The organism is Mesorhizobium sp. C432A, from assembly GCF_030323145.1.
In the GTDB taxonomy this organism is placed as follows: domain Bacteria; phylum Pseudomonadota; class Alphaproteobacteria; order Rhizobiales; family Rhizobiaceae; genus Mesorhizobium.
The window spans coordinates 2,584,466-2,607,607 of the sequence record NZ_CP100470.1; the positions used below are offsets into that span (position 1 = coordinate 2,584,466).

Annotated in this window: 24 protein-coding genes, 1 tRNA gene and 1 pseudogene; 10 read left to right on the top strand and 16 right to left on the bottom strand. The window is 62.3% G+C overall.

Going from position 1 to position 23,142, the window contains the following annotated elements:
- The first annotated feature begins 12 nt into the window (after window positions 1-12).
- Together NLY33_RS12475 and NLY33_RS12480 are read left to right on the top strand one after the other, a co-directional pair.
- Complete coding sequence (locus tag NLY33_RS12475; protein ID WP_023703933.1) at window positions 13-1,005, top strand: sterol desaturase family protein; 993 nt, start codon at window positions 13-15, stop codon at window positions 1,003-1,005.
- Complete coding sequence (locus NLY33_RS12480; RefSeq protein WP_023696861.1) at window positions 1,002-2,156, top strand: GNAT family N-acetyltransferase; 1,155 nt, start codon at window positions 1,002-1,004, stop codon at window positions 2,154-2,156. The genes NLY33_RS12475 and NLY33_RS12480 overlap by 4 nt, the downstream gene beginning before the upstream one ends.
- A 305-nt stretch (window positions 2,157-2,461) precedes the next feature.
- Here the strand turns inward: NLY33_RS12480 and NLY33_RS12485 are convergent.
- Window positions 2,462-2,538: transfer RNA gene (locus tag NLY33_RS12485), tRNA-Met, on the bottom strand.
- Window positions 2,539-2,774: 236 nt separating this feature from the next.
- On the opposite strand from NLY33_RS12485, the gene NLY33_RS12490 reads away from it, so the two are divergent.
- Complete coding sequence (locus tag NLY33_RS12490; RefSeq protein ID WP_023669941.1) at window positions 2,775-3,734, top strand: Gfo/Idh/MocA family protein; 960 nt, start codon at window positions 2,775-2,777, stop codon at window positions 3,732-3,734.
- A gap of 64 nt (window positions 3,735-3,798) precedes the next feature.
- Here NLY33_RS12490 and mnmA read toward each other — a convergent pair whose 3' ends face one another.
- Window positions 3,799-4,989, bottom strand: a complete 1,191-nt coding sequence (gene mnmA, locus NLY33_RS12495; RefSeq protein ID WP_023669942.1) for a tRNA 2-thiouridine(34) synthase MnmA — start codon at window positions 4,987-4,989, stop codon at window positions 3,799-3,801.
- Window positions 4,990-5,246: 257 nt separating this feature from the next.
- On the opposite strand from mnmA, the gene sciP reads away from it, so the two are divergent.
- Complete coding sequence (gene sciP / locus NLY33_RS12500; RefSeq protein WP_013529904.1) at window positions 5,247-5,522, top strand: CtrA inhibitor SciP; 276 nt, start codon at window positions 5,247-5,249, stop codon at window positions 5,520-5,522.
- Window positions 5,523-5,586: 64 nt separating this feature from the next.
- Here sciP and NLY33_RS12505 read toward each other — a convergent pair whose 3' ends face one another.
- Window positions 5,587-6,516: an NADP-dependent oxidoreductase gene (locus NLY33_RS12505; RefSeq protein ID WP_023707672.1), complete on the bottom strand. Its 930-nt coding sequence runs from the start codon at window positions 6,514-6,516 to the stop codon at window positions 5,587-5,589.
- A gap of 92 nt (window positions 6,517-6,608) precedes the next feature.
- Here NLY33_RS12505 and NLY33_RS12510 point away from each other — a divergent pair, with 92 nt between their 5' ends.
- Entirely contained in the window at window positions 6,609-7,010 is a 402-nt protein-coding gene (locus NLY33_RS12510; protein WP_023705955.1) for a winged helix-turn-helix transcriptional regulator, read from the top strand.
- 100 nt (window positions 7,011-7,110) lie between these two features.
- Here NLY33_RS12510 and NLY33_RS12515 read toward each other — a convergent pair whose 3' ends face one another.
- Window positions 7,111-7,488, bottom strand: a complete 378-nt coding sequence (locus NLY33_RS12515) for a flagellar export protein FliJ (protein ID WP_023669945.1) — start codon at window positions 7,486-7,488, stop codon at window positions 7,111-7,113.
- Between the two features lie 449 nt (window positions 7,489-7,937).
- On the opposite strand from NLY33_RS12515, the gene ctrA reads away from it, so the two are divergent.
- Window positions 7,938-8,633, top strand: coding sequence for a response regulator transcription factor CtrA (gene ctrA / locus NLY33_RS12520; protein ID WP_006203583.1), 696 nt, complete (start codon window positions 7,938-7,940; stop codon window positions 8,631-8,633).
- Window positions 8,634-8,719: 86 nt separating this feature from the next.
- On the opposite strand, the gene NLY33_RS12525 is transcribed toward ctrA, so the two are convergent.
- The gene (locus NLY33_RS12525; protein WP_023669946.1) at window positions 8,720-9,088 is read right to left on the bottom strand and encodes a response regulator transcription factor; all 369 of its coding nucleotides are present in this window, start codon (window positions 9,086-9,088) and stop codon (window positions 8,720-8,722) included.
- A 244-nt stretch (window positions 9,089-9,332) separates the two neighbouring features.
- Entirely contained in the window at window positions 9,333-9,962 is a 630-nt protein-coding gene (gene chpT, locus NLY33_RS12530; RefSeq protein ID WP_023669947.1) for a histidine phosphotransferase ChpT, read from the bottom strand.
- Between the two features lie 390 nt (window positions 9,963-10,352).
- Here chpT and NLY33_RS12535 point away from each other — a divergent pair, with 390 nt between their 5' ends.
- Together NLY33_RS12535 and NLY33_RS12540 are read left to right on the top strand one after the other, a co-directional pair.
- Window positions 10,353-10,889, top strand: coding sequence for a DUF1134 domain-containing protein (locus tag NLY33_RS12535; RefSeq protein WP_245259859.1), 537 nt, complete (start codon window positions 10,353-10,355; stop codon window positions 10,887-10,889).
- 155 nt (window positions 10,890-11,044) lie between these two features.
- Window positions 11,045-12,205, top strand: a complete 1,161-nt coding sequence (locus NLY33_RS12540; RefSeq protein WP_023705954.1) for a coiled-coil domain-containing protein — start codon at window positions 11,045-11,047, stop codon at window positions 12,203-12,205.
- Window positions 12,206-12,243: 38 nt separating this feature from the next.
- Here NLY33_RS12540 and NLY33_RS12545 read toward each other — a convergent pair whose 3' ends face one another.
- The 6 genes from NLY33_RS12545 to NLY33_RS12570 all read right to left on the bottom strand — a co-directional run bounded on the left by NLY33_RS12545 (window position 12,244) and on the right by NLY33_RS12570 (window position 16,985).
- Window positions 12,244-13,038, bottom strand: coding sequence for a TrmH family RNA methyltransferase (locus NLY33_RS12545; protein WP_023705953.1), 795 nt, complete (start codon window positions 13,036-13,038; stop codon window positions 12,244-12,246).
- A 71-nt stretch (window positions 13,039-13,109) separates the two neighbouring features.
- Window positions 13,110-13,448 carry an ArsR/SmtB family transcription factor gene (locus NLY33_RS12550; protein WP_023669951.1) on the bottom strand — a complete coding sequence of 113 codons (339 nt, stop codon included), beginning with the start codon at window positions 13,446-13,448 and terminating at the stop codon, window positions 13,110-13,112.
- A gap of 153 nt (window positions 13,449-13,601) precedes the next feature.
- Complete coding sequence (locus NLY33_RS12555) at window positions 13,602-14,372, bottom strand: HugZ family pyridoxamine 5'-phosphate oxidase (protein ID WP_023705952.1); 771 nt, start codon at window positions 14,370-14,372, stop codon at window positions 13,602-13,604.
- A gap of 35 nt (window positions 14,373-14,407) precedes the next feature.
- Window positions 14,408-15,574 (bottom strand): CaiB/BaiF CoA transferase family protein, encoded by a 1,167-nt coding sequence (locus NLY33_RS12560; RefSeq protein WP_023705951.1) that lies wholly within the window; start codon window positions 15,572-15,574, stop codon window positions 14,408-14,410.
- A 6-nt stretch (window positions 15,575-15,580) separates the two neighbouring features.
- Window positions 15,581-16,342 (bottom strand): 3-hydroxyacyl-CoA dehydrogenase, encoded by a 762-nt coding sequence (locus NLY33_RS12565; protein ID WP_023705950.1) that lies wholly within the window; start codon window positions 16,340-16,342, stop codon window positions 15,581-15,583.
- Between the two features lie 106 nt (window positions 16,343-16,448).
- On the bottom strand, window positions 16,449-16,985 hold the full coding sequence (locus tag NLY33_RS12570; protein WP_023669955.1) for a GNAT family N-acetyltransferase: 537 nt from the start codon (window positions 16,983-16,985) through the stop codon (window positions 16,449-16,451).
- Between the two features lie 271 nt (window positions 16,986-17,256).
- On the opposite strand from NLY33_RS12570, the gene NLY33_RS12575 reads away from it, so the two are divergent.
- Entirely contained in the window at window positions 17,257-18,243 is a 987-nt protein-coding gene (locus tag NLY33_RS12575) for a glutathione S-transferase family protein (RefSeq protein WP_023705949.1), read from the top strand.
- Window positions 18,244-18,259: 16 nt separating this feature from the next.
- Here NLY33_RS12575 and NLY33_RS12580 read toward each other — a convergent pair whose 3' ends face one another.
- Complete coding sequence (locus NLY33_RS12580) at window positions 18,260-18,760, bottom strand: NUDIX domain-containing protein (protein WP_031195895.1); 501 nt, start codon at window positions 18,758-18,760, stop codon at window positions 18,260-18,262.
- A gap of 71 nt (window positions 18,761-18,831) precedes the next feature.
- Here NLY33_RS12580 and NLY33_RS12585 point away from each other — a divergent pair, with 71 nt between their 5' ends.
- On the top strand, window positions 18,832-19,758 hold the full coding sequence (locus NLY33_RS12585; RefSeq protein WP_023695843.1) for a metallophosphoesterase family protein: 927 nt from the start codon (window positions 18,832-18,834) through the stop codon (window positions 19,756-19,758).
- On the opposite strand, the gene NLY33_RS12590 is transcribed toward NLY33_RS12585, so the two are convergent.
- The 3 genes and pseudogenes from NLY33_RS12590 to NLY33_RS12600 form a co-directional block, all read right to left on the bottom strand.
- Entirely contained in the window at window positions 19,759-20,376 is a 618-nt protein-coding gene (locus NLY33_RS12590) for a hypothetical protein (protein ID WP_023686189.1), read from the bottom strand.
- Between the two features lie 84 nt (window positions 20,377-20,460).
- Window positions 20,461-21,263, bottom strand: a pseudogene (locus NLY33_RS12595) (alpha/beta fold hydrolase).
- Between the two features lie 103 nt (window positions 21,264-21,366).
- The gene (locus tag NLY33_RS12600; RefSeq protein ID WP_023705947.1) at window positions 21,367-23,136 is read right to left on the bottom strand and encodes a tetratricopeptide repeat protein; all 1,770 of its coding nucleotides are present in this window, start codon (window positions 23,134-23,136) and stop codon (window positions 21,367-21,369) included.
- Window positions 23,137-23,142: the final 6 nt, after the last annotated feature.

Consider the following 23,142-nt stretch of genomic DNA (forward strand, 5'->3'; position numbering starts at 1 on the left):
GCCACTGCATCGATGTTTTCGGAATTCGCCAGAGTGATCGTGGAAAAACTCTCACACATCAATCTGCTGACACTCGGTCTCCTGTTGCTCACGGCGCTGGGGAGCGCTGTGGTCGCCTACTGGCGAACGGTCGAACAGAAATCCTTCCGGGACTTTTTCGACTTCGCCTTTCCCGCGGAAGTCATCATGCACCCATCGGCGCGAGCGGACGCATTGTTCTGGATCACGAAAAGGCTGGTGATGCCCTTCCTGCTCATTCCCGCCGGTGTCACCTTCGTTGCCGCCACGGGATATGCAACAAACCAGGCAGTCGGCTGGCTCTTCAGCATCTCGCAACCGCTGATACCCGGCCCCGCCGGCCCAGTGACGATCATCCTCTTCACCGCAACCATGCTCGTTGCTTACGATATCTCCTACTACCTATATCACGTTGCCCAGCACCGTTTTCCGTTCCTGTGGGAATTGCACAAGGTGCATCATTCGGCCGAAGTGATGGTTGGGATCACCAAGGACCGGGTTCACCCCCTGGACGATCTGATGAACCGGATCTGGGACGGCGTCATACCGGGGATCAGTTTCGGCTTGTGGAGCCTGATTGCGCTTGATCCGGTCGAGATCGCCATATTTGGCATCAACGTCTATGTCATTCGCAACATTCTCATGATGGACTTTGTTCGCCACACGCATCTGAAGATTTCCTTCGGCCGGTTGAACGGCGTCATCTTGTGTCCGCACTGGCACCAGGTGCATCACAGTGTCGACCCTCGCCACTACGACAAGAATTTCGGGCTGCTTTTTTCATTCTGGGATCGCATATTCGGAACGCAGTTCATCCCGGATCCGGACGAAGACCTCAAGTTTGGACTGATAGATCGCGACGTACGCGACTATCAGTCACTTTTCGGACTTTACGTGCTGCCGCTCAAGAAAATGGCAAACCATATCATGCGACTTTTTCAAAAGCGCATCGATGTCGCGCAGCCGCAGGACCGTCTCCAACCATGAACAAAATGGCTTCAATTGACGCTGTTGGTGCGGAGCGACTGGAAATCGTCAGTTCGACGGATCGCCTGGCCGCCATCGAAGCCGAATGGGTAGACCTATGGCATCGTACCCATGCACTGATCTTTCAGAGCCATGCCTGGGTTTCGGCATGGTGGAGCACCGTGCGTGACCGCGACCGGCGCTCGCTGCGGATCGGCCTGGTATGGAGCGATGACAGGCTGGTCGCTGTCATTCCCCTGGCGATCGGCAGACGAAAAGGACTTCGGCTCCTCGAATGGGCCGCCAATAGCTATACGGACTATGGTGATATTCTTGTCGCGCCGGAATGCTCCCTATCGGCCCTCCAGAACCTCTGGAACCGGATCTGTTCGGCGGGTGGCTTCGATCTTGCTTTTATCAATCGTCTGTCGCCGGATGCGGCAGCCCGCAGGATTTTTACACCGGGCTCTTCCAGCGGCGTCAAGCTTCGCGCCAATCACCGGGAGGAAGTCAGTTATCGCGTCGCTGGACAGTGGGCCAGCGGAGCAGCATGGCTGGCGGACCAGCCGAAAAAGATGCGCCAGAACTATCGGCGCGGCATCAAGATACTGGAAGAAACAGGCGAAGTGAAATTCCGCCTCCTGTCGGCCGACGAGCCGCTGCAGCCATTGCTGGAGCGACTGTCGGCGCTGAAGCGCAGATGGCTGGAAAAGCACACGCGTGAATCCGACCTTTTCGAAGAGGGCGAGCCGGTTCTTGCCGCCCTGGTGGACGCGCTGTCACGCGCCGGTGTGCTGCGCATTTTCGTACTTGAATGCAATGGTGCGATGGTCGCGGTTTCCATCAACATCGTCCAGCACAACGTCATGATGGCATTCGTTACCACCTACGACCCTGACTTTAGCCGAGCGTCGCCGGGTGCGGTCCTGATTACGGAGTATATACAGTGGTCGTTTGATCACGGCTTGGGATTGGTCGATTTCCTCTGTGGCGGAGAGGCCTTCAAACATAGGTTTGCAACACAGGCCGTTACCCTCCAATCCGTTCTTGGGGCACGCACTGTGCAGGGCGCGCTCGCTTCTCTCGCTGATCGTATCTGTCAGACGATCCGCGTACGCTCACGCGGATTGGCGTCGGCGAATCCAGAGCGCCCGCCCGATGAGACTGCTTAATTTAGCTGGATAACTTGGGCATAAGCCGCCGAGCGTTGAGGGCTGGCGTGCGACATGGGCGCGCCATTCGAAAATCCGCGTCGATTGCGCCTCGGAATTGGGACCGAATGGGTCCGCAGGTGCAGACTTCAATTCCCGCAAATCACGTCTCTCGAGGCGCAGTTTGTCGTCTGCGAAGCGTTGCAACACGTTCGTTGGCGTCACAACGGTAGCAGGCTAGGTCCTGAGAATCATTGAAGATTTTTTCGGACAGGGCGCTACCATAGGTCGGCGTTTTTACTATGATTTCAGTAGCTTAGGTAGGCTGGTAGCGGGAGAGGGACTTGAACCCCCGACCCCAGGATTATGATTCCCGTGCTCTAACCAACTGAGCTACCCCGCCAGGGCGGCGAAAGGCCCGAAATCCGCCTTAAATCGAAAGGCATTTCGAGGCGTTCGCCAAGGTCGCGCGGATATAAGGTTGGGAGGGCGAGCCTGTCAAGCATCGATGCGCGAGGGGCGCCGGCATATTGTCGCCGGTAAAAGCTTTGCCGGGCTGGCATCTCCGGTAAGCCACCGGGGTTGAGTTCGACGGGGCACGCCGCTATGTCTCGGCCAAGAAATTAGAGTTTGAAGCTGATGAAGCCGCGCATTGCAGTCCTCGGTTGCGGATACTGGGGCAGCAACCACATCCGCACCCTCAAGGCGCTCGGCGCGCTGCATGCGGTTTCCGATGCCAATCGGGCGCGGGCCGAAGGCTTTGCCAGCGAGCAGGACTGCCTGGCGATCGAGCCCGACCAGCTGTTCGTGCGTGATGATATCGACGCCATCGTCATGGCGCTGCCGCCGCAGTTCCATGCCGATCTTGCCGTGCGCGCCGCTGAGGCCGGCAAGGACGTGCTGGTGGAAAAGCCGATTGCGTTGACCGTGCCCGACGCCGAGCGCGCCGTGCAGGCGGCCAGGGACAATGGCCGCGTGTTCATGGTCGGCCATGTCTTGCGCTTCCATCCCGCCTTCGAGACGCTGAAGGCGCTGATCGACAATGGCGAGCTCGGCGAGGTCCGCTACATCCACTCGCACCGGCTCGGCCTCGGCAAATTCCACACCGAGAACGACGCACTGTGGGATCTGGCGCCGCACGATCTGTCGATGATCCTGGCCATCACCGGCACCGAGCCGATCGAGGTCAGGGGCGAGGGGGCGGCACTCCTCGACAATCTCAGCGATTTCGCGCATCTGCACATGCGTTTTCCCAACGGGCTGCGCAGCCATCTCTTCACCTCGCGGCTCAACCCTTATCGCGAGCGGCGGCTGACCGTGGTTGGCACCAAGGCAATGGCGGTGTTCGACGATGTCGAGCCATGGGAGCGCAAGCTGGCCGTCTACCGCCACGCGGTGTGGCAGGACAGCGGCCAGTGGGCCTTCACCACCAACGAGCCGTCCTATGTCGCGGTCGGCCAGGGGATGCCGCTGACGCGCGAGCTCGAGCACTTCATCCAGTGTATCGAGACCCGGGCCGAGCCGCGCACCAGCGGCGAGGAAGCCATCAGGGTGCTGCGCATCCTGACGGCGGGTACAGTCACGCACACAAAGTCCTGAGACCGTTTCGAAACTCTGCTTTTAAGGCAGATCGAAACTAAAACTGTCTCCGAGAGGGTAGTGTTTACTCTGCGGGAATCTGCGCCGGCCTGGCTGCGAGCCGGCTGAGCATGGCTTCGGCCTCGGCGCCGCGCTCGGAGCGCTCGATGAAGCCGCCGCCGAAGACGCGGGCTTCGTTGCCGTCGTCGGAATAGAGCACGCAGGCCTGTCCGGGCGCGATGCCGGACTCGCCGTCGACCAGTTCGACAAAGGTGCTGCCGGCGCGGTGATGCAGCACGGCCGGGCGCGGCGGCCGCGTCGAGCGGACCTTGGCGAACAGCTCCATGCCGGCGGCCGGAATGTCGGACAGCGCGCGATCGCCCAGCCAGTTCATGTTGCGCAGATAGATCTTGTGGGTCTCCAGCGCCTCGCGCGGGCCGACGATGACACGGGCCCGGTCGGCGTCGAGATGGACGACGTAAAGCGGCTCGCCCGAGGCGATGCCGATGCCGCGGCGCTGGCCGATCGTATAGCGCAGGATGCCGTCATGGCGACCGAGCACGCGGCCGTCGATATGGACGATGTCGCCTGGGTTGGCGGCAGCTGGCTTCAGCTTGGCGATGATGTCGGAATATTTGCCCTGGGGCACGAAGCAGATGTCCTGACTGTCCTGCTTGGCGGCAACGGTCAGCCGCATTTCTTCGGCGATGGCCCGCACCGCAGGCTTGGACAGCCCACCCAGCGGAAAGCGCAGATAGTCGATCTGCGCCTGCGTGGTGGCAAACAGGAAATAGCTCTGGTCGCGGTCGGCATCGACGGGCCGGAATAGCGCGCGGTGGGCGCCATTGGCCCCGGAGCGGATATAGTGGCCGGTGGCGAGCGCATCGGCGCCAAGGTCCTTGGCGGTGGCCAAAAGGTCGGCGAACTTCACCGTCTGATTGCAAGAGACGCACGGAATGGGCGTTTCGCCGGCGACGTAGCTTTCGGCAAACGGGTCGATGACCGCCTTGCGGAAGCGCTCCTCATAGTCGAGCACGTAATGCGGAATGCCCAGTGTCTCGGAAACGCGGCGGGCATCGTCAATGTCCTGGCCGGCGCAGCACGACCCGGCCCGGTGCGTTGCGGCGCCATGGTCGTAGAGCTGCAGCGTGACGCCGACGACATCATAGCCTTCGCGCTTCAAAAGGCCGGCAACGACAGACGAATCCACACCGCCCGACATGGCGACGACGATGCGGGTGTTTTGCGGGCTGGCGGGAAGGTCGAGGCTGTTCATGGTTCTTTCGTTCTGCGCGGCGCTTCAATGGCAGTGGCGCGAATATAGGTCAACCACACCAGCGGCGCTAGCTTTGCGGCGGTGCCGATTTTGCGGGAAAATTGCGCGCCTGCCCGCCGTTGCCTCAAATGCCGATAAAAAGACTAACGCGGCGTTCATGATCCTTACCTACTCATTAGGGTTCGCTTAGGCAATTTTTAAAGCTGTGGCGGTAATGTGGTGGGGATTGGGTCTTTGAGTTTTTAGTAGAGAGTACGATGACCGATCTTGTTAGACCGCGAGTCAAATATGTTATTGGGCCTGACGGCAGCCCTCTTACGATTGCCGATCTTCCGCCGACGAATACACGTCGCTGGGTTATCCGGCGCAAGGCGGAAGTGGTTGCTGCGGTGCGCGGCGGGCTTTTGAGCCTCGACGAGGCATGCCAGCGCTACAAGCTGACCACCGAGGAATTCCTGTCCTGGCAAGCGTCGATCGACGAATACGGCCTTGCCGGGCTGCGCACGACGCGCATCCAGCAATACCGGCACTAGAGCCAGGACCACAACAGAAAAGGGCGCGGTAACCGCGCCCTTTTGCCTGTCGGTAATGCCTGCTTCAGACCGTCAGCACCACCTTGCCGATCGGCCTAGTGGCGAGAAAAGCGTGCGCGGCGCCCGCCTGTTCGAGCGGAAACGCCTTTGCCACATGGACCGCAAGCTTTCCCGCATCGACCAGTTTGCCAAGTTCGACGAGGCCTTCACGGTCGGGCACGACGGACATGCGCTCGACGCGGATCCCACGCGCAGCAGCCTTGGCTCGGGTGGTGTCGTGGACATTGAGCAGCGACACCAGGGCGCCACCGTCCTTCAGGACTGTCAGCGATTGGTCGGCATGGTCGCCGCCCATCGGCTCCAGCACCAGGTCGACGTCGCTGACCTCGGCGGTGAAATCTCGCTTGGTGTAGTCGACCACTTCATCGGCGCCGAGCGAGCGGACGAAATCGAGTTTCTTCGGGCTGGCGGTGGCGATGACATAAGCGCCGTGCGCCTTGGCGATCTGCACCGCCAGATGCCCGACGCCGCCGGCCGCGGCATGGATCAGCACGCGCTGGCCGCGCTTCAGGCCGCCATGGCGGACAAGGCCTTGCCAGGCGGTCAGGCCGGCCAGCGGCAGCGCGCTGGCATGATTGTGGTCGATGCCTTGGGGCTTCGGTGCGATTTCATCGGCCGGCGCCACAGCGAGTTCCGCATAGGCCGCGGCCTGCTTGGGAAAATGCGGCATGCCGAACACGGCGTCACCGACCTTGAGGCCGCCACCGACGCCTGGGCCCACCGCCTCGACCGTGCCTGAAATATCCCAGCCCAAACTGAAGGGCGGTTCGCCCAGCAAAGGATAGTAACCGGCGCGCACCGAGCCATCGACCGGATTGATGCCGGCGGCATGCACGCGCACGAGCACTTCGCCTGACTTGGGCGAGGGCGCGGGGCGATCGGCGATGACGAGGACGTCGGGCCCGCCGACGGAATTCTGGATAACGGCACGCATGGGAGGCTCCTGCTGGGGTTTTCTGAGCCACTATCATTTCGATAGTAACATTCCCTTGTCCAGTATGTACCTTTTCCATATATAGGCACCTCATGGATAGTGATAATGATTGCGGCTCCGGCTATGACGCCTTCCAGCGGACGTGTCCTTCGCACGCCGTGCTCGAGATGCTGGCCAGCAAATGGATCTATCTGACGGTTTGTGCGCTGCGCCGTGGCCGGATGCGCAATGGGGAACTGGCGCGCAAGCTCGAAGGCATCACGCCCAAAATGCTGACGCAGACGCTGCGCGTCCTCGAGCGCGACGGTCTGGTGCGGCGCGAAATCTTTCCGGTGATCCCGCCGCGGGTCGAATATGAATTGACCGAACTTGGCCAGAACCTGGCGGGGCTGCTCACCCAGATACGCTCCTGGTCGGAAGAGCATGTGCCTGACATCAAGCAAGCGCGGGCGAGGGCGGCGGCGAACCAGGACGGGGATTTGACACGGGCCTGAAGCTGCGGCCGCCTTGCGGCCAAGTCAGCAGCGCTGGAGCCTTTTGGTCCGGAGCAAGAAGATCGGCGTCAGGCGGCGCCGGTCGGCTCAAACTCTGCCGTCAGCCGATCATGGCGCTGCGACCGCCGAGTTCCGCGTCGCGGATCTTGGTGTCGCGCGATTCCAGCATCTCGGCCTTGGAAAGCTCCGCTTCAGCTTCGCCGAGTAATGATTCGGCAGCGCTTCGCTGCTGGGCGAGGTCGCTTTGAGAGTTTCTGAGGTTATCACGGCGCAGACGCGCCGCCTTGGCGAAGGTCGGATAGGCAAAATGATTGATGTCCGTGATGCCGGCCTTCTTCTCCTCGGCGGTGATCTGAAGCTCCAGTTCAACGGCCATGCGCTCGAACTCGGCGATCATCATGTCGAGCTGCAGCAGCTGCCGCCGCTTCTCATTCACCTGAAATTGCTTCAGCCGAACGAGGTTTTCACGTGACTTCATGATTCGGTACTCCCGGAAACGCACACCTGCACATATCGTCCAATCCGCCCGCCAGGGCCTGGCGCCGCCCGTATCCACCGGCATTCCCCGAACTATGGGAAACAAATCCCTAAAGTTTTTTGCCGGCGGTAACCATTCGTTTACGCGCATTGTTAATCATAAGGGCGAGGACTTAAGGCCGGGTAAAAATTCCGGCTCCCGATACGGAAGCCGGCCAGCGAGTCCCTTGAGTCACTTAGTCCGACTTATTAATGTGTTGCATTAGCGATTTGGTTCTGTGATTCATCATTAGATTCAAGAGGGTGTAGAAAGGGGTTAAAAAATCTGGTACCGTCCTTGGTGCGGAATTAGGTTTTGTTAACCATTCGATGGCAGCCTCTGTTCAGGCAATCACTGCTCCGGTCCCGGATGGGTCGTGACATGGTCCGGCGGCAGAAAAGGGGAATGAAATGCGCGTTCTGCTGATAGAAGACGACAGTGCAACCGCTCAGAGCATCGAGCTGATGCTCAAATCTGAAAGTTTTAATGTTTACACGACCGACCTCGGCGAAGAAGGTGTCGATCTCGGTAAACTTTATGATTACGATATCATTCTTCTCGACCTCAACCTTCCCGATATGTCCGGCTACGAAGTCTTGCGGACACTTCGCCTGTCCAAGGTGAAGACGCCGATCCTGATCCTGTCCGGCATGGCCGGTATAGAGGACAAGGTGCGCGGCCTGGGCTTCGGCGCCGACGACTATATGACCAAGCCGTTCCACAAGGACGAACTGGTCGCCCGCATTCATGCCATCGTGCGCCGTTCCAAGGGCCATGCCCAGTCGGTCATCACCACCGGCGACCTGGTGGTCAATCTCGACGCCAAGACCGTCGAAGTCGGCGGCCAGCGCGTGCATCTGACCGGCAAGGAATACCAGATGCTGGAGTTGCTCTCGCTGCGCAAGGGCACCACGCTGACCAAGGAAATGTTCCTCAACCACCTTTATGGCGGCATGGACGAACCGGAACTGAAGATCATCGACGTTTTCATTTGCAAGCTGCGCAAGAAGCTCGACGCAGCATCCGGTGGCCAGAACTACATCGAGACGGTCTGGGGTCGCGGCTATGTGCTGCGCGAGCCGGAAGACATCCGCGTCAGCGCCTGAGCGAACATCATCCAATTGAATCAATGCAAAAAACCCGGCTCAGGCCGGGTTTTTTGCTGTCCTTTTGTGGCCGAAAACGAGCCGAATCAGGCGGCAACCTTCAAGGTACGAAAACGTTCGAGCAGTTGCGGCCGGTTGAACGGCTTCAACAGATAACCCTGGGCGCCGGCGCGCTTTGCCTTCATGATCGAGGCAACATCGACCTCGACCAGCGAGATCAGAATCTGCGGTTTGATCGTGCTCTCCATGGCGCGAACCTGGCGAATGACGTCGACCGCTTGCATGTCCGGCAGGGCGCCGTCGACGACAATCACATCAGGCATCTCGGCAGCGCACATCTCAACAGCATCAAGTCCAGTTGCCGCTTCGATCACCACCATGTCGGAGCCGCCAAGAATCCGTTTTGCAACCTTTCTGATGACGCTCGAATCGTCGACAAACATGCAGCGCTTCATTTCCGGGTCCTCTTTGCCATGGGGCGAACCGGCGGCATCCGGGTATCGGGATGCACACTAGGCCGATCTGGTAAAGAAGCAGAAAAGCCGTTAGGTAAAGTTTTTACAAACATGTCGTCTGCAGCCCCATTCGGCAGGGGCATTGCCGGCAATGAAACTTTCCTGTTCTGAATTGCCGCAAATATCAGCGGGAAAAGATACTTGATTGTTCTTGATGCTCGGACGTCCTGCCGAACGGCTTCGCTCAAGCCGCGGACAGCACGATCTCTTCGGCGGTCGCATGAATCGAGATCGTCATGTTGGCCTCACGCGCCAGCAGCAGCGTGTAGTAGGGCTGGACGGTATGGGCGTCGATAGGCTCCTCGGGCTTGTTGCCGGAATGGAGCTCGAGGAATTTCGGCGGCACGCGCAGCATCGGGCCGCTTGCGGCAAGCGCAAAGCGCGGCTCGGTGTCGAGGTTTTCCAGCGTGACCACCAATCTGCCACCGCGCGGGATGGCAGCATTGGCGACGAGCAGCAAATTGAGCAGCAGCTTGACCTTGTTCTTGGGCAGCAGGGCGCGAACCCCGTTCCAGATCAATTCCGGCTTCTCGTTCTTCAGGAAGGCGATGGCGACGGACTCGGCATCGCCGGTGTCGATCATCATGCCGGCCGAACCGGCGGCGCCGAAGGCGATGCGGGCGAATTGCAGGCGGGCCGAAGCGTTTCTGGCGCTCTGCCGGATCAGTTTCATGGCGTCTTCGTCGGCGCCGCCCTCGTCCAGGAGTTCAAGGCCGTTGTTGATGGCGCCGACCGGCGAAATGATGTCGTGGCAGACTCGGCTGCACAACAAGGCTGCGAGATCGGGTGCGGAGAGAGAGAAAAGCTCAGCCATCGGCGAAAAATCCCTGCTAAAATTCACATCCTGGTGGCCGCGCGGCCGACAGCCACGCTCACCACCCGAATCACGCTCTCTCCCCCAGGCATACTGAATACACAGCGCCCGAGCGTGCAGCAACAATCCACAATTCTTGTGAGAAAAACGGCATCTTTGCACAGGGTGGGAGCCCGTGCAGACAGTCAGAAACAGCCTTCGAACCGCCATGTTCATGTGGGAGGTTAATGGTTGAAAAAGGATTACGGCATAGTTTGCCCGTAACAGTCATCCTTAACGGTCGCCTAAAGAGCCGGACGGGGTGCGAGGCGTCGGCGAAAGTGCTCCCTGACGGAGATTGGAAGCATGGTTTCCCGATTCTACGACCGGACGTTTGTCCGCGTCTTCTTCATGGCGATTGCCCTGATGGGCGCTCTCGCATTCTCAACCTCTGCGTCGCGGGCACAGGAATACACCGCTCAGGAGATCGTCGATTCCGGTCACAAGTTCTTCGGCGCGACGTCGGGCGGTCTCGCAACCGTCGTCGAGAAGATTTTTGCCTCCTACGGCCTGCCCAATGGCTATCTGCTCGGCGAAGAGGGATCCGGCGCGCTGATCGGGGGCCTGACCTATGGCGAAGGTACGCTCTACACCAAGAATGCCGGCGACCATAAGGTGTTCTGGCAAGGGCCTTCGCTCGGTTGGGATTTCGGCGGCGAGGGATCGCGGGTGATGATGCTCGTCTATAACCTCGACGACGTCAGCAATCTCTACAATCGGTTCGGCGGCGTTGCCGGTTCGGCCTATGTCGTGGCCGGCGTCGGCTTCAACGTGCTGCAGAACAACAGGGTGCTGCTGGTGCCGATCCGCACCGGCGTCGGCGCGCGGCTTGGCGTCAATCTCGGCTATCTGAAGCTGACGCAGAGGCCGACCTGGAATCCCTTCTGAGCGATTCCGACCACACTTCGACCCGATCAACAGATTCTGACCCGGTGCAGCTGCGGCAAACCCTTGCCGCAGCGCTGGATTTGCGTCATGCGAACATGGCAAAGTCCAGACTTGGCGGTTGCCGGATAGCGGCCCGCCCGTAACGGGTAGTCACCTTGGTTCAGTCGATCCTGTTCTTCGCCCTCGGCTTTCTGTGCGCAGGCTTTCTGGCGCTGCTGGTCGCGCCGGCCATCTGGCGGCGGGCGGTTGTGCTGACACGCAAGCGTGTCGAGGCGTCGGTGCCGCGAACGCTGGCCGAGATCCAGGCCGACAAGGACAGCTTGCGGGCCGAGTTCGCCATGACGACGCGCCGGCTCGAAATCAGCATCAAGACGCTGCGTGAGCAGGCGAATGAGCAACTCGTCGAAATCAATCGCGGCCGCGAGGCGCTGAAGGGCCTGGCGGTCGAGCGCAAGGACAAGAAGCAGGCGCTTTCGGAGCTCGGGGAAAAAAACGAATTGCTGCTGCATCGCGAGCAGCAGATACAACAGCTGTCTGACAGGCTTGCACAAACAGAGCGCATGATGGAAAAGCGCGCGCTCGAGCTGGAAAAGCTCGAACATATGTACGACGACGCGTCCTTCTCCTCCAGCAATCGTCAGATCGAACTGGTGGCGCGCGAATCCGAGCTGGAAAAACTTGCCAACGACATTTCAGTGCTGCGCGGCCAGCGCAAGGAGGCCGACAGGCGCCATCAGGAAGTCGTCGCCGAGGCCAAGGCCACGCGCGATGCCTTGAAGGCCGAAAAGAAAAGAACCGCCGACCTCGACAGAAAGCTCGAGCGTCTGCTCGCCACGCTTGCCGATCGCGAGGACAAGCTCGATCGCCGCGAAAAGGAACTGGCCCGGCTTCGCGAACGGGTGAAGGGCGAGGCTGCGGGAGCCGCCGCGGCTGCTGGCCTGGTTGGTGCGCAAGACAGTGCCCGCGCCAGGAACGAGGACATCGACAAGACGCTCGCCAAGCTCGAAGGCGACCGAGAGCGGCTCGAAGCCAGGCTGACGACGCTGGCCCGCGAAAACAAGCGGATGAAGGCGGAGCTTGGCGGTTCTGGATCCGCGAAGCCCGGGAATGGCCCCGGCAATGGCAATGATACCGGTTCTGCCTTGCGCGAACAGATGAACAATCTGGCGGCTGAGGTCGTCCATTTGACGGCCAAGCTCGAAGGACCGGATTCACCGATCGCCAAGGCGCTGGCGGCGCCGCAGGAAACGCGGTCAGGAACCACCAGCCTCGCCGATCGCGTCCGGGCGTTGCAGAAGGCAGATTTGCCGAGCTGAGTTTCAAGCCCCGGCTTGAAATTGCCTGACTACGCCTATCAGGGCGAAAAATGGTGCAGCGCAATGGCTGACGCGGCAGCAACATTCAGGCTGTCGAACCCTTCCGACATCGCGATCCGCACCGTCCGCAGGCGGGCAAGCAGGCTCTCCGGGAGGCCCTCGCCTTCGGTGCCGAGATAGAGCGCCAGTCGTTTCGGTCGCGCGGCATCGCGAATGTCAGCCTCACCACGCGGCGACAAAGCGACCTGGCCGAAGCCCAACTCGCCGAGCTTCGCGATGAAAGCTTCAGTGTCGCCGAAGGACGCAAAGGGCACCTTCAACGCGGCGCCGACGGAGACGCGGATCGCCTTGCGATACAGTGGGTCGCAACAGGTGGCGTCGACGAAGACGGCATCGGCGCCGAAGGCGGCGGCATTGCGGAAGATCGATCCGATATTGTCATGGTTGGCGATGCCGATGAGAACGACGATCAACGCTTCGGCAGGCAAGGTGTCGAGCAAGGCCTCGGCGGGCTGTGGCGTGCCCTTGCTGCAGATCGCCATTATACCGCGATGCATGTGGAAGCCGGCGATCCTGTCCATGACGGCGCTTGCCGCAACGTAGACCGGCAGGTCGGCAGGGGCCTTGCGCAGTATGTCGTGGAGCCCGGCCAGGCGGTTTTCGAGAACCAGGACCGACTCCGCAGCAAAGCGTCCGGCTGACAGCAGGACGTCCAGCACCACCTTGCCTTCGGCAACGAACCGGCCATGGCGGCCGGTGAGATCGCGCTCGCGGATGTCGAGATAGGCGGCGACCCGCGGATCGCGCGCGTCGTCGATCTGGATCGGATCCATCAATACCTCGGCCGGCGAAAAATCGTCAGCGAGGTAAGGAGCGATCGGAGCCGCCAGTCAAGCCCTGCAGGTCAAGTCCCGGCGCGGCGCAGACGCGTTGCCATTTGGGACAAGTCGCCTATCCCGAAAATGCCGTCCAGCATGCGCAACAGTTCGCGCACGGCTTCGGACTTGCAGGAATAGTAGATCATCTGCCGGTCGCGGCGGGTCTCGACAAGATCGAGCGCCCTGAGCTTGGCCAGATGTTGCGACAAAGCGGACTGGCTGAGCATCACCTTTTCGGCGATGGCGCCGACCGACATTTCACCGTCGGCCAGATAGCTCATGATCAAGAGCCGCTTTTCGTTGCCCATAAGGGTCAGAAATGTCGCCGCCGATTCGGCATTGGCGATTAGTTTGGTCGAGACCATCGATGCCCCATGTTTTCCTGCTCATCCAAACGCTATGGGGGCAAATAGCGTTGGCTGCTATAATTCAGCTATGGATCACGCTGCTGATTCAGCGTCGCCTGAATCGTAGATCATTTCGCCCAAATCTCAAGACGTGCTTTTGATTCATGACGATTATCCTTGCGTAGCTGGCGCACGACCGGCTTTGGCCATGTCGACCAGAACCGGCCGCAGGTCGCGCGCGGTCTTCAATGGCTGCGGAAAATAGACCCTGCAAACGGTGTCGCCCGATGCCAGGTCCATGCCATCGGCATCGAAGCCGGTCATGGTCCAACCATCACCTTCAACCCTGGCGAAATGATGGGCATAGACGGCGATGGCGTCGAGATGGTCGGCATTCATGTGGTCGAGAGCGGATTGTTCGCTGGCGGCCAGCTCGTCGACGATCAACCCCTCGGTGATGAGATCGGCACGGTCGAGCAGGTAGGCCTTGCCGAAGCCGCCATTCAGCCTGGCGCGCTCCGGCTCGAGGCGAAAGATCGAGAAATCGCCGAGCCCGGCATAGAGCTTTGCCTTGGGATTGCGGTTGAGATAGCGCCGCTCGGCGCGGGCATGCGCGCTCGACCCGCGTTCCAGCGGCTGCGCCCGGCAGACCAGCGTTATCCTGGGATGCGCCAGCGGATCGCCCTTGCCGGGTTCGCCGACAAGCAGCGAGCAGCGCGGCTCGGCAAGGATGGCGCCGGTATGGGCTGACAGCGCCGAGACAAGGATCAGAGGCGTGCCATCGATGTCGGTGGCGACGCCGACCCTGGAGGCCAGCGGTGCGCCGGTCGACGGCTCGATCACCGCGAAGGCGCCGAACCGGGCGCTGCGGATCAGCGTTGCGGCCAGCCTGATCGCCTCGGCGTCCGTCGCGCGTATGACGTCCTTCTTCGGCTGGTCCAAAATGCTCACCAGGTAAGTTGATTTTCTAAATCCAGTTATTGGCCAATCATGCCGGCTTTGACAAGCGCTTTGATCTCGGCTGTCGAAAAGCCGAAGCGCGCCAGCACAGTCTGGGGCAGCTGATCGTCATCTTCAGGCATGCCGGCAAGCGCCGGCTGCGAGGCCGAGAAGCGTGGCGCGGGCGCGGGGCGCTCGAGCGCACCGGCTTTCACAAATGCGTGACGCGCCCGGTTGTGCGGATGATCCCTGGCTTCGGCCAGCGACAGAACCGGCGCCACGCAGGCGTCGCTTGCGGCAAACAGCGCGTCCCAGTCGTCGCGTGTCTTCTGCCGGAACCTGTCGGCAATGGCCGCGCGCATGTCCGGCCACAACGCCTTGTCGTATTGGCCGCGGACAAAATCCTCGCCGAGCGGCAGCAGCCTTGCGAAGGCGGCGAAGAAGCGCGGCTCAAGGCAACCGACCGCAACGTGGCGTGCATCCGCCGTCTCATAGCTATCGTAGAAGGGCGCACCGGAATCGAGCAGGTTGGCGCCGCGCCGGTCACTCCACAGACCTGCCGACATGAAGGCGTGTATGGGAGCCGCCAGCATCGAAGCGCCCTCGACCATCGCCGCGTCGATCACCTGGCCTTTGCCGGAGCGCGAGCGCTCGAACAGCGCTGCAAGCACCCCGGCGATCAGCATCATGGCGCCGCCGCCATTGTCGGCGATCAGATTCAGCGGCGGCACCGGCCGGCCTTCCTCCCGGCCGATGGCATGCAACACACCGGAATAGGCGAGGTAGGTGATGTCGTGGCCGGCGCGACCTGCGAGCGGCCCGTCCTGGCCGAAGCCGGTCATGCGGCCGTAAATCAGCGCCGGATTGCGCGCCAATGCAGCATCCGGGCCGAGACCGAGCCGCTCCATCACACCGGGGCGAAAGCCTTCGACAAACAGATCGGCCTTTTCGACAAGGTGCAGCAGCAGTTCCGTGCCTTTTGCCTGCTTGAGGTCGACGCGCAGGATGGAGCGGCCGTGACGGTCGAGATTGTACGCATCGGAGAGCGGCAGCAGGGGTTGGTCCGAACCGGTGCGCTCGATGCGCAGCACCTCGGCGCCCATGTCCGACAGCATCAGCCCCGCCAGCGGCACCGGGCCAAGCCCAGCCATCTCGATGACTTTCAGGCCGGCCAGCGGACCGGTCTTCACTGCGCCGGCCGCCATGGCCGTCTATTTCGGCGCCATGCGGATTGCCCCATCGAGGCGGATGGTTTCGCCGTTCAGCATCTGGTTTTCGACGATATGCAGGGCGAGCGCGGCATATTCGGACGGCTCGCCGAGGCGGGACGGGAAGGGCACGGCCGCGCCGAGCGAATCCTGCACCTCCTGCGGCATGCCGGCCATCATTGGCGTCTTGAAGATGCCGGGCGCGATGGTGCAGACGCGAATGCCGGAGCGCGCCAGGTCGCGGGCAACCGGCAGCGTCATGCCGACGACGCCGCCCTTGGATGCGGCATAGGCGGCCTGGCCGATCTGGCCATCATAAGCGGCCACCGACGCGGTGTTGACGATGACGCCGCGCTCGCCGCCCTGCAGCGGTTCGAGTTTGGCGGCACGGTCGGCGACGAGGCGGATCATGTTGAAGGTGCCGATCAAATTGATCTCGATCACCTTGCGGTACTGGTCGAGCGGATGTGGACCATCCTTGCCGATCGTCTTCACGCCGATGGCAATGCCCGCGCAATTGACCAGGATGCGCGCTGGCCCAAGTCTCTTTTCCACCTCGGTGACCGCGGCCGCACCGCTGTCGGCGCTGCTCACATCGCACTGGATGGCGGCGCCGCCAATGTCGCCCGCCACCTTCGATGCCCGGTCGATGCCGATATCGAAAATGGCGACGCGCGCGCCCTTGTCGGCCAGCGCGCGGGCGGTTGCCTCGCCGAGGCCGGAGCCGCCGCCGGTTACGATCGCAATCTGGCCGTTCGGGTTCATGCTGCATGCTCCGTGCTGTTCCGGGTCATGCTACGGAGGTCGCCGCCATGGTGCAACCTGACCAATGGGGATCCATCGCGACCGGTGCCGTGACCGATCCTGGAGCTCAGGCCATCACTGGTGCCTGCTCCGCGATCCTGGCAAGGCTGGCATGGCCGACCTCGCCGGAGAGCCGCGCCACGGCACCGGGCACGATCTCGTGCGACAGCAGCCGGTCGAGGTCGACCGGGCGCGGCATGGAGATCTGGCCGCGGGGGATCTTTCTGAAGCCGAGCGGGCCGTAATAAGGCTCGTCGCCGACAAGGATCACCGCCGGCGCGCCGGCCTTGGCGGCCGCCTCCAGCGCGATCGCCACGAGCCGGCGGCCGATGCCGAGATTTTTGAAGGCGGGCCGCACGGCAAGCGGCCCGAGCATCAGCGCGCGGCCGGCGCCGGCGGCGATGCGGGTCATGCGCACCGAAGCAATGACGATGTCGCCATCCATGGCGACAAAGGACAGCGAGCGCTCGTGGCCGCCGGTCTCGCGGATCTTGTAGGCGGCCAGCACGAAACGGCCGGGGCCAAAGGCTTCGTCGTTGATGGCTTCGATTTCGGGATCATGCGCCGGAGTTTCCGGCAGGTATTTCACGTCGGCAAGGCTCATGGTCTTCGCGGTCCGATAAAGAGGAAAGGTTGCTGCAAGCGGCAGCGTTCGCCAGTCAGCGCTTTCTAAGCGCGGGCGCCCTTTCGTCGTCGGTCAAACCGGATCAAGCCAAGATCGAACATGCGGAGTGTCCGCTAGCATCAATTTCCGGCGGCTGCAATCGGCTGTTTTCATCCGGCGTTTCATACGAGTGACGCTCTGTTCAGCAGATGACGGCTTCGGCATTGCCGCCTTGCGACTACATTGGCCAAGGCACGCAAGGAGATTTCGTATGGGATTGCTGGTCGAAGGCAAATGGCAGGGCCGTCCGGCCAATGTCGATAGCAGCGGCAGGTTCATCCGCGCCGAGACGCAGTGGCGTGACTGGATCACGCGCGACGGCGCGCCGGCGCAAGGTCGTACGCGCGGCTTCAAGGCCGAGCCCGGACGCTACCATCTTTATGTCTCGCTCGCCTGTCCGTGGGCGCACCGCACGCTGATCTTTCGCGCGCTGAAGAAGCTAGAAGACATCATCCCGGTTTCAGTCGTGCATCATTTCCTCGGTGCTGAGGGCTGGACGTTTTTGGCCGAGGATGGCGCCACCGGCGACACGCTCTACGGCCTCGACTTCCTGCACCAAATCTACACCAAGGCCGATCCAGCCTATTCGGGCCGGGTTTCGGTGCCGGTGCTGTGGGACAAGAAGGAAGAGACCATCGTCTCCAATGAATCCGCCGAAATCATCCGCATGCTCAATTCGGCCTTCGACGAGTGGGGCGATGCCGCTCTCGATTCCTATCCGCCAGGCCTGCGCGGCGAGATCGACAAGGTCAATGCGCTGGTCTTTCCAGCCGTCAACAACGGCGTCTACCGTGCCGGCTTTGCCACCACGCAAGCGGCCTATGAAGAGGCGTTCGGCGAGCTGTTCGCGGCGCTCGACACGCTGGAGGGCCGACTGTCAAAACAGCGCTATCTCACTGGCGAGCGTGTCACCGAGGCCGATTGGCGGCTGTTCACCACGCTGGTGCGTTTCGACCCGGTCTATTTCGGCCATTTCAAATGCAATCTGCGCCGTATAGCCGACTATCCGAACCTTTCGAACTATCTGCGTGACCTCTACCAGGTGCCTGGTATCGCCGGCACGGTGAACCTGCACCACATCAAAATGCACTATTACGGCAGCCACGAGAGCATCAACCCGACGCGCATCGTGCCGGTCGGGCCTGGGCTCGACTATGGCGCGCCGCACGACCGGGCGCGGTTCAGGCAGGCGGCGTGAGCATCGGATTGACAGCCTACCAGTACGGCGATACCGGCTGGCCTTCAAAAACCTCGGCAAGCCGCCGCAGCGTCGCCGGCGTCGTGCCATGCGGCAAGCGGTCGAGCGGAAAGAAGCCTGCTTCGGCGATCTCGTGGTCCGGCAGTTTCGGCGCGGTCTGGTTGAAGGTTTCGATGAGATAGAGGCCGACATGGTCGCGGCGGCTGGAGCGGCGGTTGAAATGCATCGATTTCAGCACCGGCTGGGCTGTCAGCGCGATGTTGCCTTCCTCGGCCAGTTCGCGCACCAGCGCCTCACCGAGCGTCTCGCCGACTTCGACGCCCCCGCCCGGCAATTGCCAGCCGGGAACGTAGGTGTGGCGGATGAGGAAGACAGTGTTCGAGGCGCGATCGTGGATCAGGCCGCGCACGCCCAGCGTCATCGGCCGCCGCAGCAGGAAATAGAGATGGAACAGCCTTGCCCTGAGGCCTGCCCAACCGGTCTGGCGAAACGCCTGCTCCGGGTCCGATATAGCCATGACTAGCGAAACCGTGGATGGGCAGGAAACAGTGAGTGGAAAGCGGGGAACGCGTCGCCTATGAAGGAAGGATGTTCAGGCTCGCGCATATTTCCGATGTCCATCTGGGGCCGCTTCCCGGTGTAACCTATCGCGAACTCGCGTCCAAGCGCGTCGTCGGCTACGTCAACTGGCAGCGCAACCGCCGCCGCCATATGCACGATGCCGTCATCGACACCATCGTCGCCGACATGAAGGCGAGCACACCCGACCACCTCACCGTTACCGGCGATCTGGTCAATCTGGCGCTCGACGGCGAGATCGAGATGGCCAAGCACTGGCTTGAGACGCTGGGTTCGCCGGAGGATGTCTCGGTGGTGCCGGGCAACCACGACGCCTATGTGCCGGGCGCCTTCGACAAGGTCTGCCGCTCCTGGGCGGCGTGGATGAGCGGCGACGGCGTGACTGCGCCGATCGACCGCAACGCTTTTCCCTATCTGCGCGTACGCGGCAATGTCGCGCTGATCGGCGTTTCGACGGCGCGCGCCACGGCGCCGTTCATGGCCAACGGCTTCTTCCTCGAAGGTCAGGCGCAAAGGCTGGCGACAGTGCTCGACGCAACGAACAAACGCGGCCTGTTGCGGGTGATCATGATCCATCATCCGCCGGTGCGCGGCGCCGTCGCCCAGCAAAAGCGCCTGTTCGGCATCTCCCGCTTCCACAAGACCGTTCATAGGCATGGCGCCGAACTTGTGCTGCACGGCCATTCGCATCTGCCGTCGCTGTTCTTCATCGGCGGGCGCGGCGCCAGGATTCCGGTCGTCGGCGTCGCCGCCGCCGGGCAGTCGCCAGGCAGCAAGAACCCGGCGGCACAGTACAATCTGCTCGATATTGACGGGGAGAAGGGCAATTGGCTGATTCGCCTGACGCGGCGCGGCCTGACCGGGCCGGCCTTGCCGCCATCGGACCTGCAGGTCATTGAACTCGGCGCGCAGACACCGAGGCCTTCAGATCGTTGATCAGAAGCTGATCTTCATCGCCATCAGGCGATCCCAAAACAGCGCGGCCGCCACCGCCAGGCCAACAAGCGCGCCGGCGGCGACGAAGCCCAGGCCTGCAAAGAAGGTTGACCAGCTCTTGCCTGGCGCGGCTGCTTGCAAGGGCGGCTCCGCTTCGACCACCGCAGGGCGTTTCAGGTCGGCGACGGCCGGCTCGACACCGCCCTCCATCATGCGCTGGCGCTCGACGATACGCTCCGCCACATAGCGCGTGACCTGATCGGCGACCGGTTTCATATCGGTCGATTCGGCGAGCACGACGCGGCCGATGCGGGTATCCCTGAGAAAGCGGTAGGTGCGGCGGTCGCGCCCCATGGCGACATGGCTGACGGCGTCGATCCACAGGCGGGGCTGCAGGCCGGAGGAGACGACGAAGTCGAAATTGTCCATGTCAGCGGGCACGTCGGCAAAGACCGGGGCGAGCTCGGCCGCGAGCAGATCAAGCCGCATCCGGTGCGCCTCGCGCATGTCGACCACGACATCGTCGCGATCGGCGAAGGCATTTTTCACATCGCGAACGGCGTCGGACAGTTTGCGGGAGGTGTCGATGGGGGTGATGTTTTCGCCAGTGTCCTTCATCGGCGTCGCCTCGCTGATATGGTTAATTGCGAGTTAACACAGGCGGCGGCAAAATGCACTGGCGAGATGCGGGGCGCAAGTAAGTTAGCTCGCCGCGGCCTCGAATGTCGGACGCAGGCGCCTGCCGCGGCGTGCCATGTTTCGGCGCACGGCCTGGGCGACCACATCAGGCACTTCCTCGACCAGCATATGGCCGGCATCGAGCACGTGATGAATATGAAAATGCGCCGGCAGACAATCAGCCTGGGTAAAGGGCAGCACCGGATCGTCCGTTCCCCAAACCACCATCACCGGCATGTCGAGGGTGTCCAGCTGTTCGCGGGGTATGACCCCCTGCCGCTCGTTCCTGGTCATGACGGCCGATATCTCAATCAGCTTGCGCAACTGGCCGGGCGACGGCGTAGGTCCGCCAGGACGCCAACGATGCGTTCGGGCGGCGGGCTTCGCGGTCCCGACATGGCGGCAAGGCAGGCGCGGATTTCCCGTCTGTCGGCGGCCGCGGCGTAGCGGCGCAACAGCGGTCCGTTGATCTCGGGGCCAACACCGCCCGGCGCCAGAAGCGTCAGCGAGCCTATCCTTTCAGGCTCGGCAAGCGCCATCAGGGAGGCGACCGCGCCGCCCATCGAATGACCGGCGACATGCACCCTTGCTATCCCGCGTGCGGCGATATCGGCGAGAACCGCTCGCGCCGCTGTTTTGGCCGGGCCGCTGCCAGGAAATTCGAGAGACAGTCCGTGTCCCGGAAGATCGTAGGCCAAGGTCCTGACATCGGGCCCTAGCGACGCGGTCACCTCGCGCCAGATATCATGGCAACCACCGAAGCCATGCAGCAGGACGACCGTCTTCGGCCCGGCGCCCCGCTCGGCAACATAGAGGGATGAGACCATGAAAATGTGCGATTATTGCAAGACTGGAGAGGAAATTCCAATCGAGGCTGGATTGCTCCCAGTCCAGACCGATGGCCAGTAAAGTTTTCGCGATCCGGAAAGACTAGCTGGCGTTGCCGAGGCCCGCGGCGCGCAGCGCCTCAACCAGCCGGTCGGTCAGATCGGCGGGATATTTGCGCTCGGCGAAGGCCGCGCGCGGATCGGCGGCGAATTTCGGGAATTTGGTGGTCAGCTCATCCAGAAGCTTGGCTGCCAGCTGTTCGCGGCCGGCAGCCTTGGCGCCGATCAGCCGCGCCGCCAGATAATGCGATTTCATCGCCGTCGTGCGCAGCGACTCGCTGGCTATCGCGGCCTTGTTCATCTCGCCCAGCATGAATTGCCCGGCGAAAAGCCCAAAATCCCACCATGTCGGATGGCCGCTGAACGTCTCGACGGCATGGGTCAGGATGGGTGTTCCCTCGGCATATTTGCCGGCAAAGATCAGGCCATAGCCGTAAGCGGCAGCCATGCCGAGGTCGTAGGGGTTGAGCTCATAGGCCTTGCGCATCCAGCGGATCGATTCCTCGGTGTTGCCGAGGCGCGAATTGAGGTAGCCATAGGCGCGGTGCGCATAGGGGCTGGTCGGTCCCATCTGGATGGCGCGATGGGCGAAAGACATTGCCTGTTCGACCGTCGCGCCAGGCGGATAGGCGTAATGATCGGTTGCGGCCTCAAGGGTCAGGGAGGCCAGTTCCGAATAGACCAACGACGATTTCGCACCCTGGCCGGCGAGGTTGTCCAGGCAGCGATAGGCGGCCTCGTGCGTCCTGGTGCTCTGGTCGAGATAGTATCTGTCGTTGAGGATCAGGCAGCTCGTCAGCCCGGTCTGAATGCCGTTCTGTTCGATGTAGCTGTAGAGCGGGCCGGAGGCGGGAACGGTCGAGCTGAGGATGGCGGCGATACGATCCTCGACGGTGCCAGGTGCGCTGTCGGCGGCCGGCAGACTGCGGGACAAAAGCACGCGGCCGGTCGCCACGCTCTGCAGTTCGAGCGTCACGTCACCTGCCATTGGTCCCGGCAGGACATCGAAAACGAAGCTGGTCGGGTCGGTGCTCGGATCGCGCTTGCTGTCGGCGTCGCGGCCGATGAAGTCGATCGTGTCGAAACCGGCAAGGCCGGCGCGCAGCGAAGCGGCGACGCGGCCGGCCTCGGGGCCGGTGGCCTTCACGGCGATATAGACGAGGGGCAGGGCCTCCATCGACGGCGATGCGATGCTGCTCGTTACGCCCGCGGTCTCGACCGCCGCGGTCGGATCGCTGCTGGCAAGCAATGCGCCGCTGCCCTGGCGCAGGATGAGCACGCCCAGCATGAGGATGACCAGCGTCATGGCGACCCAGAAGAACTGGAGATGGCGCGCCAGCGAAGGCCCAGGTTCTGTAACCCCCAAGGCCGTCGCGGCAGCGGGAACGGCGTCAAGAGCCGTCTGGTCGGGCGATCCGGGCAAGGCGGCTACCGCCGCCGCAAGCGGCTCCTGCCCAACCGGCAGGCGTATGGCGTTGAGCTCATAGGACGGCACGTAGCCGCCGCGCGGAATGGCAATGCGAACCGGTTCGGCGATGCCTTCATTGGCGAAATAATGCTGGAGAAGTTCGCGCAGCCGGCCTGCCTGCACCCGGACAACGGCGTCGGTCGATGAATCGAAATCGCCGTCCTTGCCGAAGACGTCCATGGCGATGGAGAAACCCTTGAGCCTGTCGGCTTCGCCGGCCTGCTCGCGCTCAACAAGATAACGCAGCAACTTGCGCGCGCGCTCGGAACGGCCGAACGTTTCGCTGGCGAGCAGTCGCTCCAGTGTCTCGCGCACTGCGGGGGCGGCAGGCGTGGCATGCTGCAAGTGTCG

What these genes read in the sequence shown, in the direction of transcription:
- NLY33_RS12505 (WP_023707672.1), bottom strand. Translation starts at nt 6,516, where the DNA reads ATGCGTGCCGTTATCCAGAATTCCGTCGGCGGGCCCGACGTCCTCGTC.
- NLY33_RS12490 (WP_023669941.1), top strand. Translation starts at nt 2,775, where the DNA reads ATGAAGCCGCGCATTGCAGTCCTCGGTTGCGGATACTGGGGCAGCAAC.
- NLY33_RS12535 (WP_245259859.1), top strand. Translation starts at nt 10,353, where the DNA reads ATGGCGATTGCCCTGATGGGCGCTCTCGCATTCTCAACCTCTGCGTCG.
- NLY33_RS12545 (WP_023705953.1), bottom strand. Translation starts at nt 13,038, where the DNA reads ATGGATCCGATCCAGATCGACGACGCGCGCGATCCGCGGGTCGCCGCC.
- NLY33_RS12480 (WP_023696861.1), top strand. Translation starts at nt 1,002, where the DNA reads ATGAACAAAATGGCTTCAATTGACGCTGTTGGTGCGGAGCGACTGGAA.
- NLY33_RS12590 (WP_023686189.1), bottom strand. Translation starts at nt 20,376, where the DNA reads ATGAAGGACACTGGCGAAAACATCACCCCCATCGACACCTCCCGCAAA.
- NLY33_RS12550 (WP_023669951.1), bottom strand. Translation starts at nt 13,448, where the DNA reads ATGGTCTCGACCAAACTAATCGCCAATGCCGAATCGGCGGCGACATTT.
- NLY33_RS12565 (WP_023705950.1), bottom strand. Translation starts at nt 16,342, where the DNA reads ATGAACCCGAACGGCCAGATTGCGATCGTAACCGGCGGCGGCTCCGGC.
- NLY33_RS12510 (WP_023705955.1), top strand. Translation starts at nt 6,609, where the DNA reads ATGGATAGTGATAATGATTGCGGCTCCGGCTATGACGCCTTCCAGCGG.
- NLY33_RS12475 (WP_023703933.1), top strand. Translation starts at nt 13, where the DNA reads ATGTTTTCGGAATTCGCCAGAGTGATCGTGGAAAAACTCTCACACATC.
- sciP (WP_013529904.1), top strand. Translation starts at nt 5,247, where the DNA reads ATGACCGATCTTGTTAGACCGCGAGTCAAATATGTTATTGGGCCTGAC.
- NLY33_RS12570 (WP_023669955.1), bottom strand. Translation starts at nt 16,985, where the DNA reads ATGAGCCTTGCCGACGTGAAATACCTGCCGGAAACTCCGGCGCATGAT.
- NLY33_RS12525 (WP_023669946.1), bottom strand. Translation starts at nt 9,088, where the DNA reads ATGAAGCGCTGCATGTTTGTCGACGATTCGAGCGTCATCAGAAAGGTT.
- ctrA (WP_006203583.1), top strand. Translation starts at nt 7,938, where the DNA reads ATGCGCGTTCTGCTGATAGAAGACGACAGTGCAACCGCTCAGAGCATC.
- mnmA (WP_023669942.1), bottom strand. Translation starts at nt 4,989, where the DNA reads ATGAACAGCCTCGACCTTCCCGCCAGCCCGCAAAACACCCGCATCGTC.
- chpT (WP_023669947.1), bottom strand. Translation starts at nt 9,962, where the DNA reads ATGGCTGAGCTTTTCTCTCTCTCCGCACCCGATCTCGCAGCCTTGTTG.
- NLY33_RS12560 (WP_023705951.1), bottom strand. Translation starts at nt 15,574, where the DNA reads ATGGCGGCCGGCGCAGTGAAGACCGGTCCGCTGGCCGGCCTGAAAGTC.
- NLY33_RS12515 (WP_023669945.1), bottom strand. Translation starts at nt 7,488, where the DNA reads ATGAAGTCACGTGAAAACCTCGTTCGGCTGAAGCAATTTCAGGTGAAT.
- NLY33_RS12575 (WP_023705949.1), top strand. Translation starts at nt 17,257, where the DNA reads ATGGGATTGCTGGTCGAAGGCAAATGGCAGGGCCGTCCGGCCAATGTC.
- NLY33_RS12580 (WP_031195895.1), bottom strand. Translation starts at nt 18,760, where the DNA reads ATGGCTATATCGGACCCGGAGCAGGCGTTTCGCCAGACCGGTTGGGCA.
- NLY33_RS12585 (WP_023695843.1), top strand. Translation starts at nt 18,832, where the DNA reads ATGTTCAGGCTCGCGCATATTTCCGATGTCCATCTGGGGCCGCTTCCC.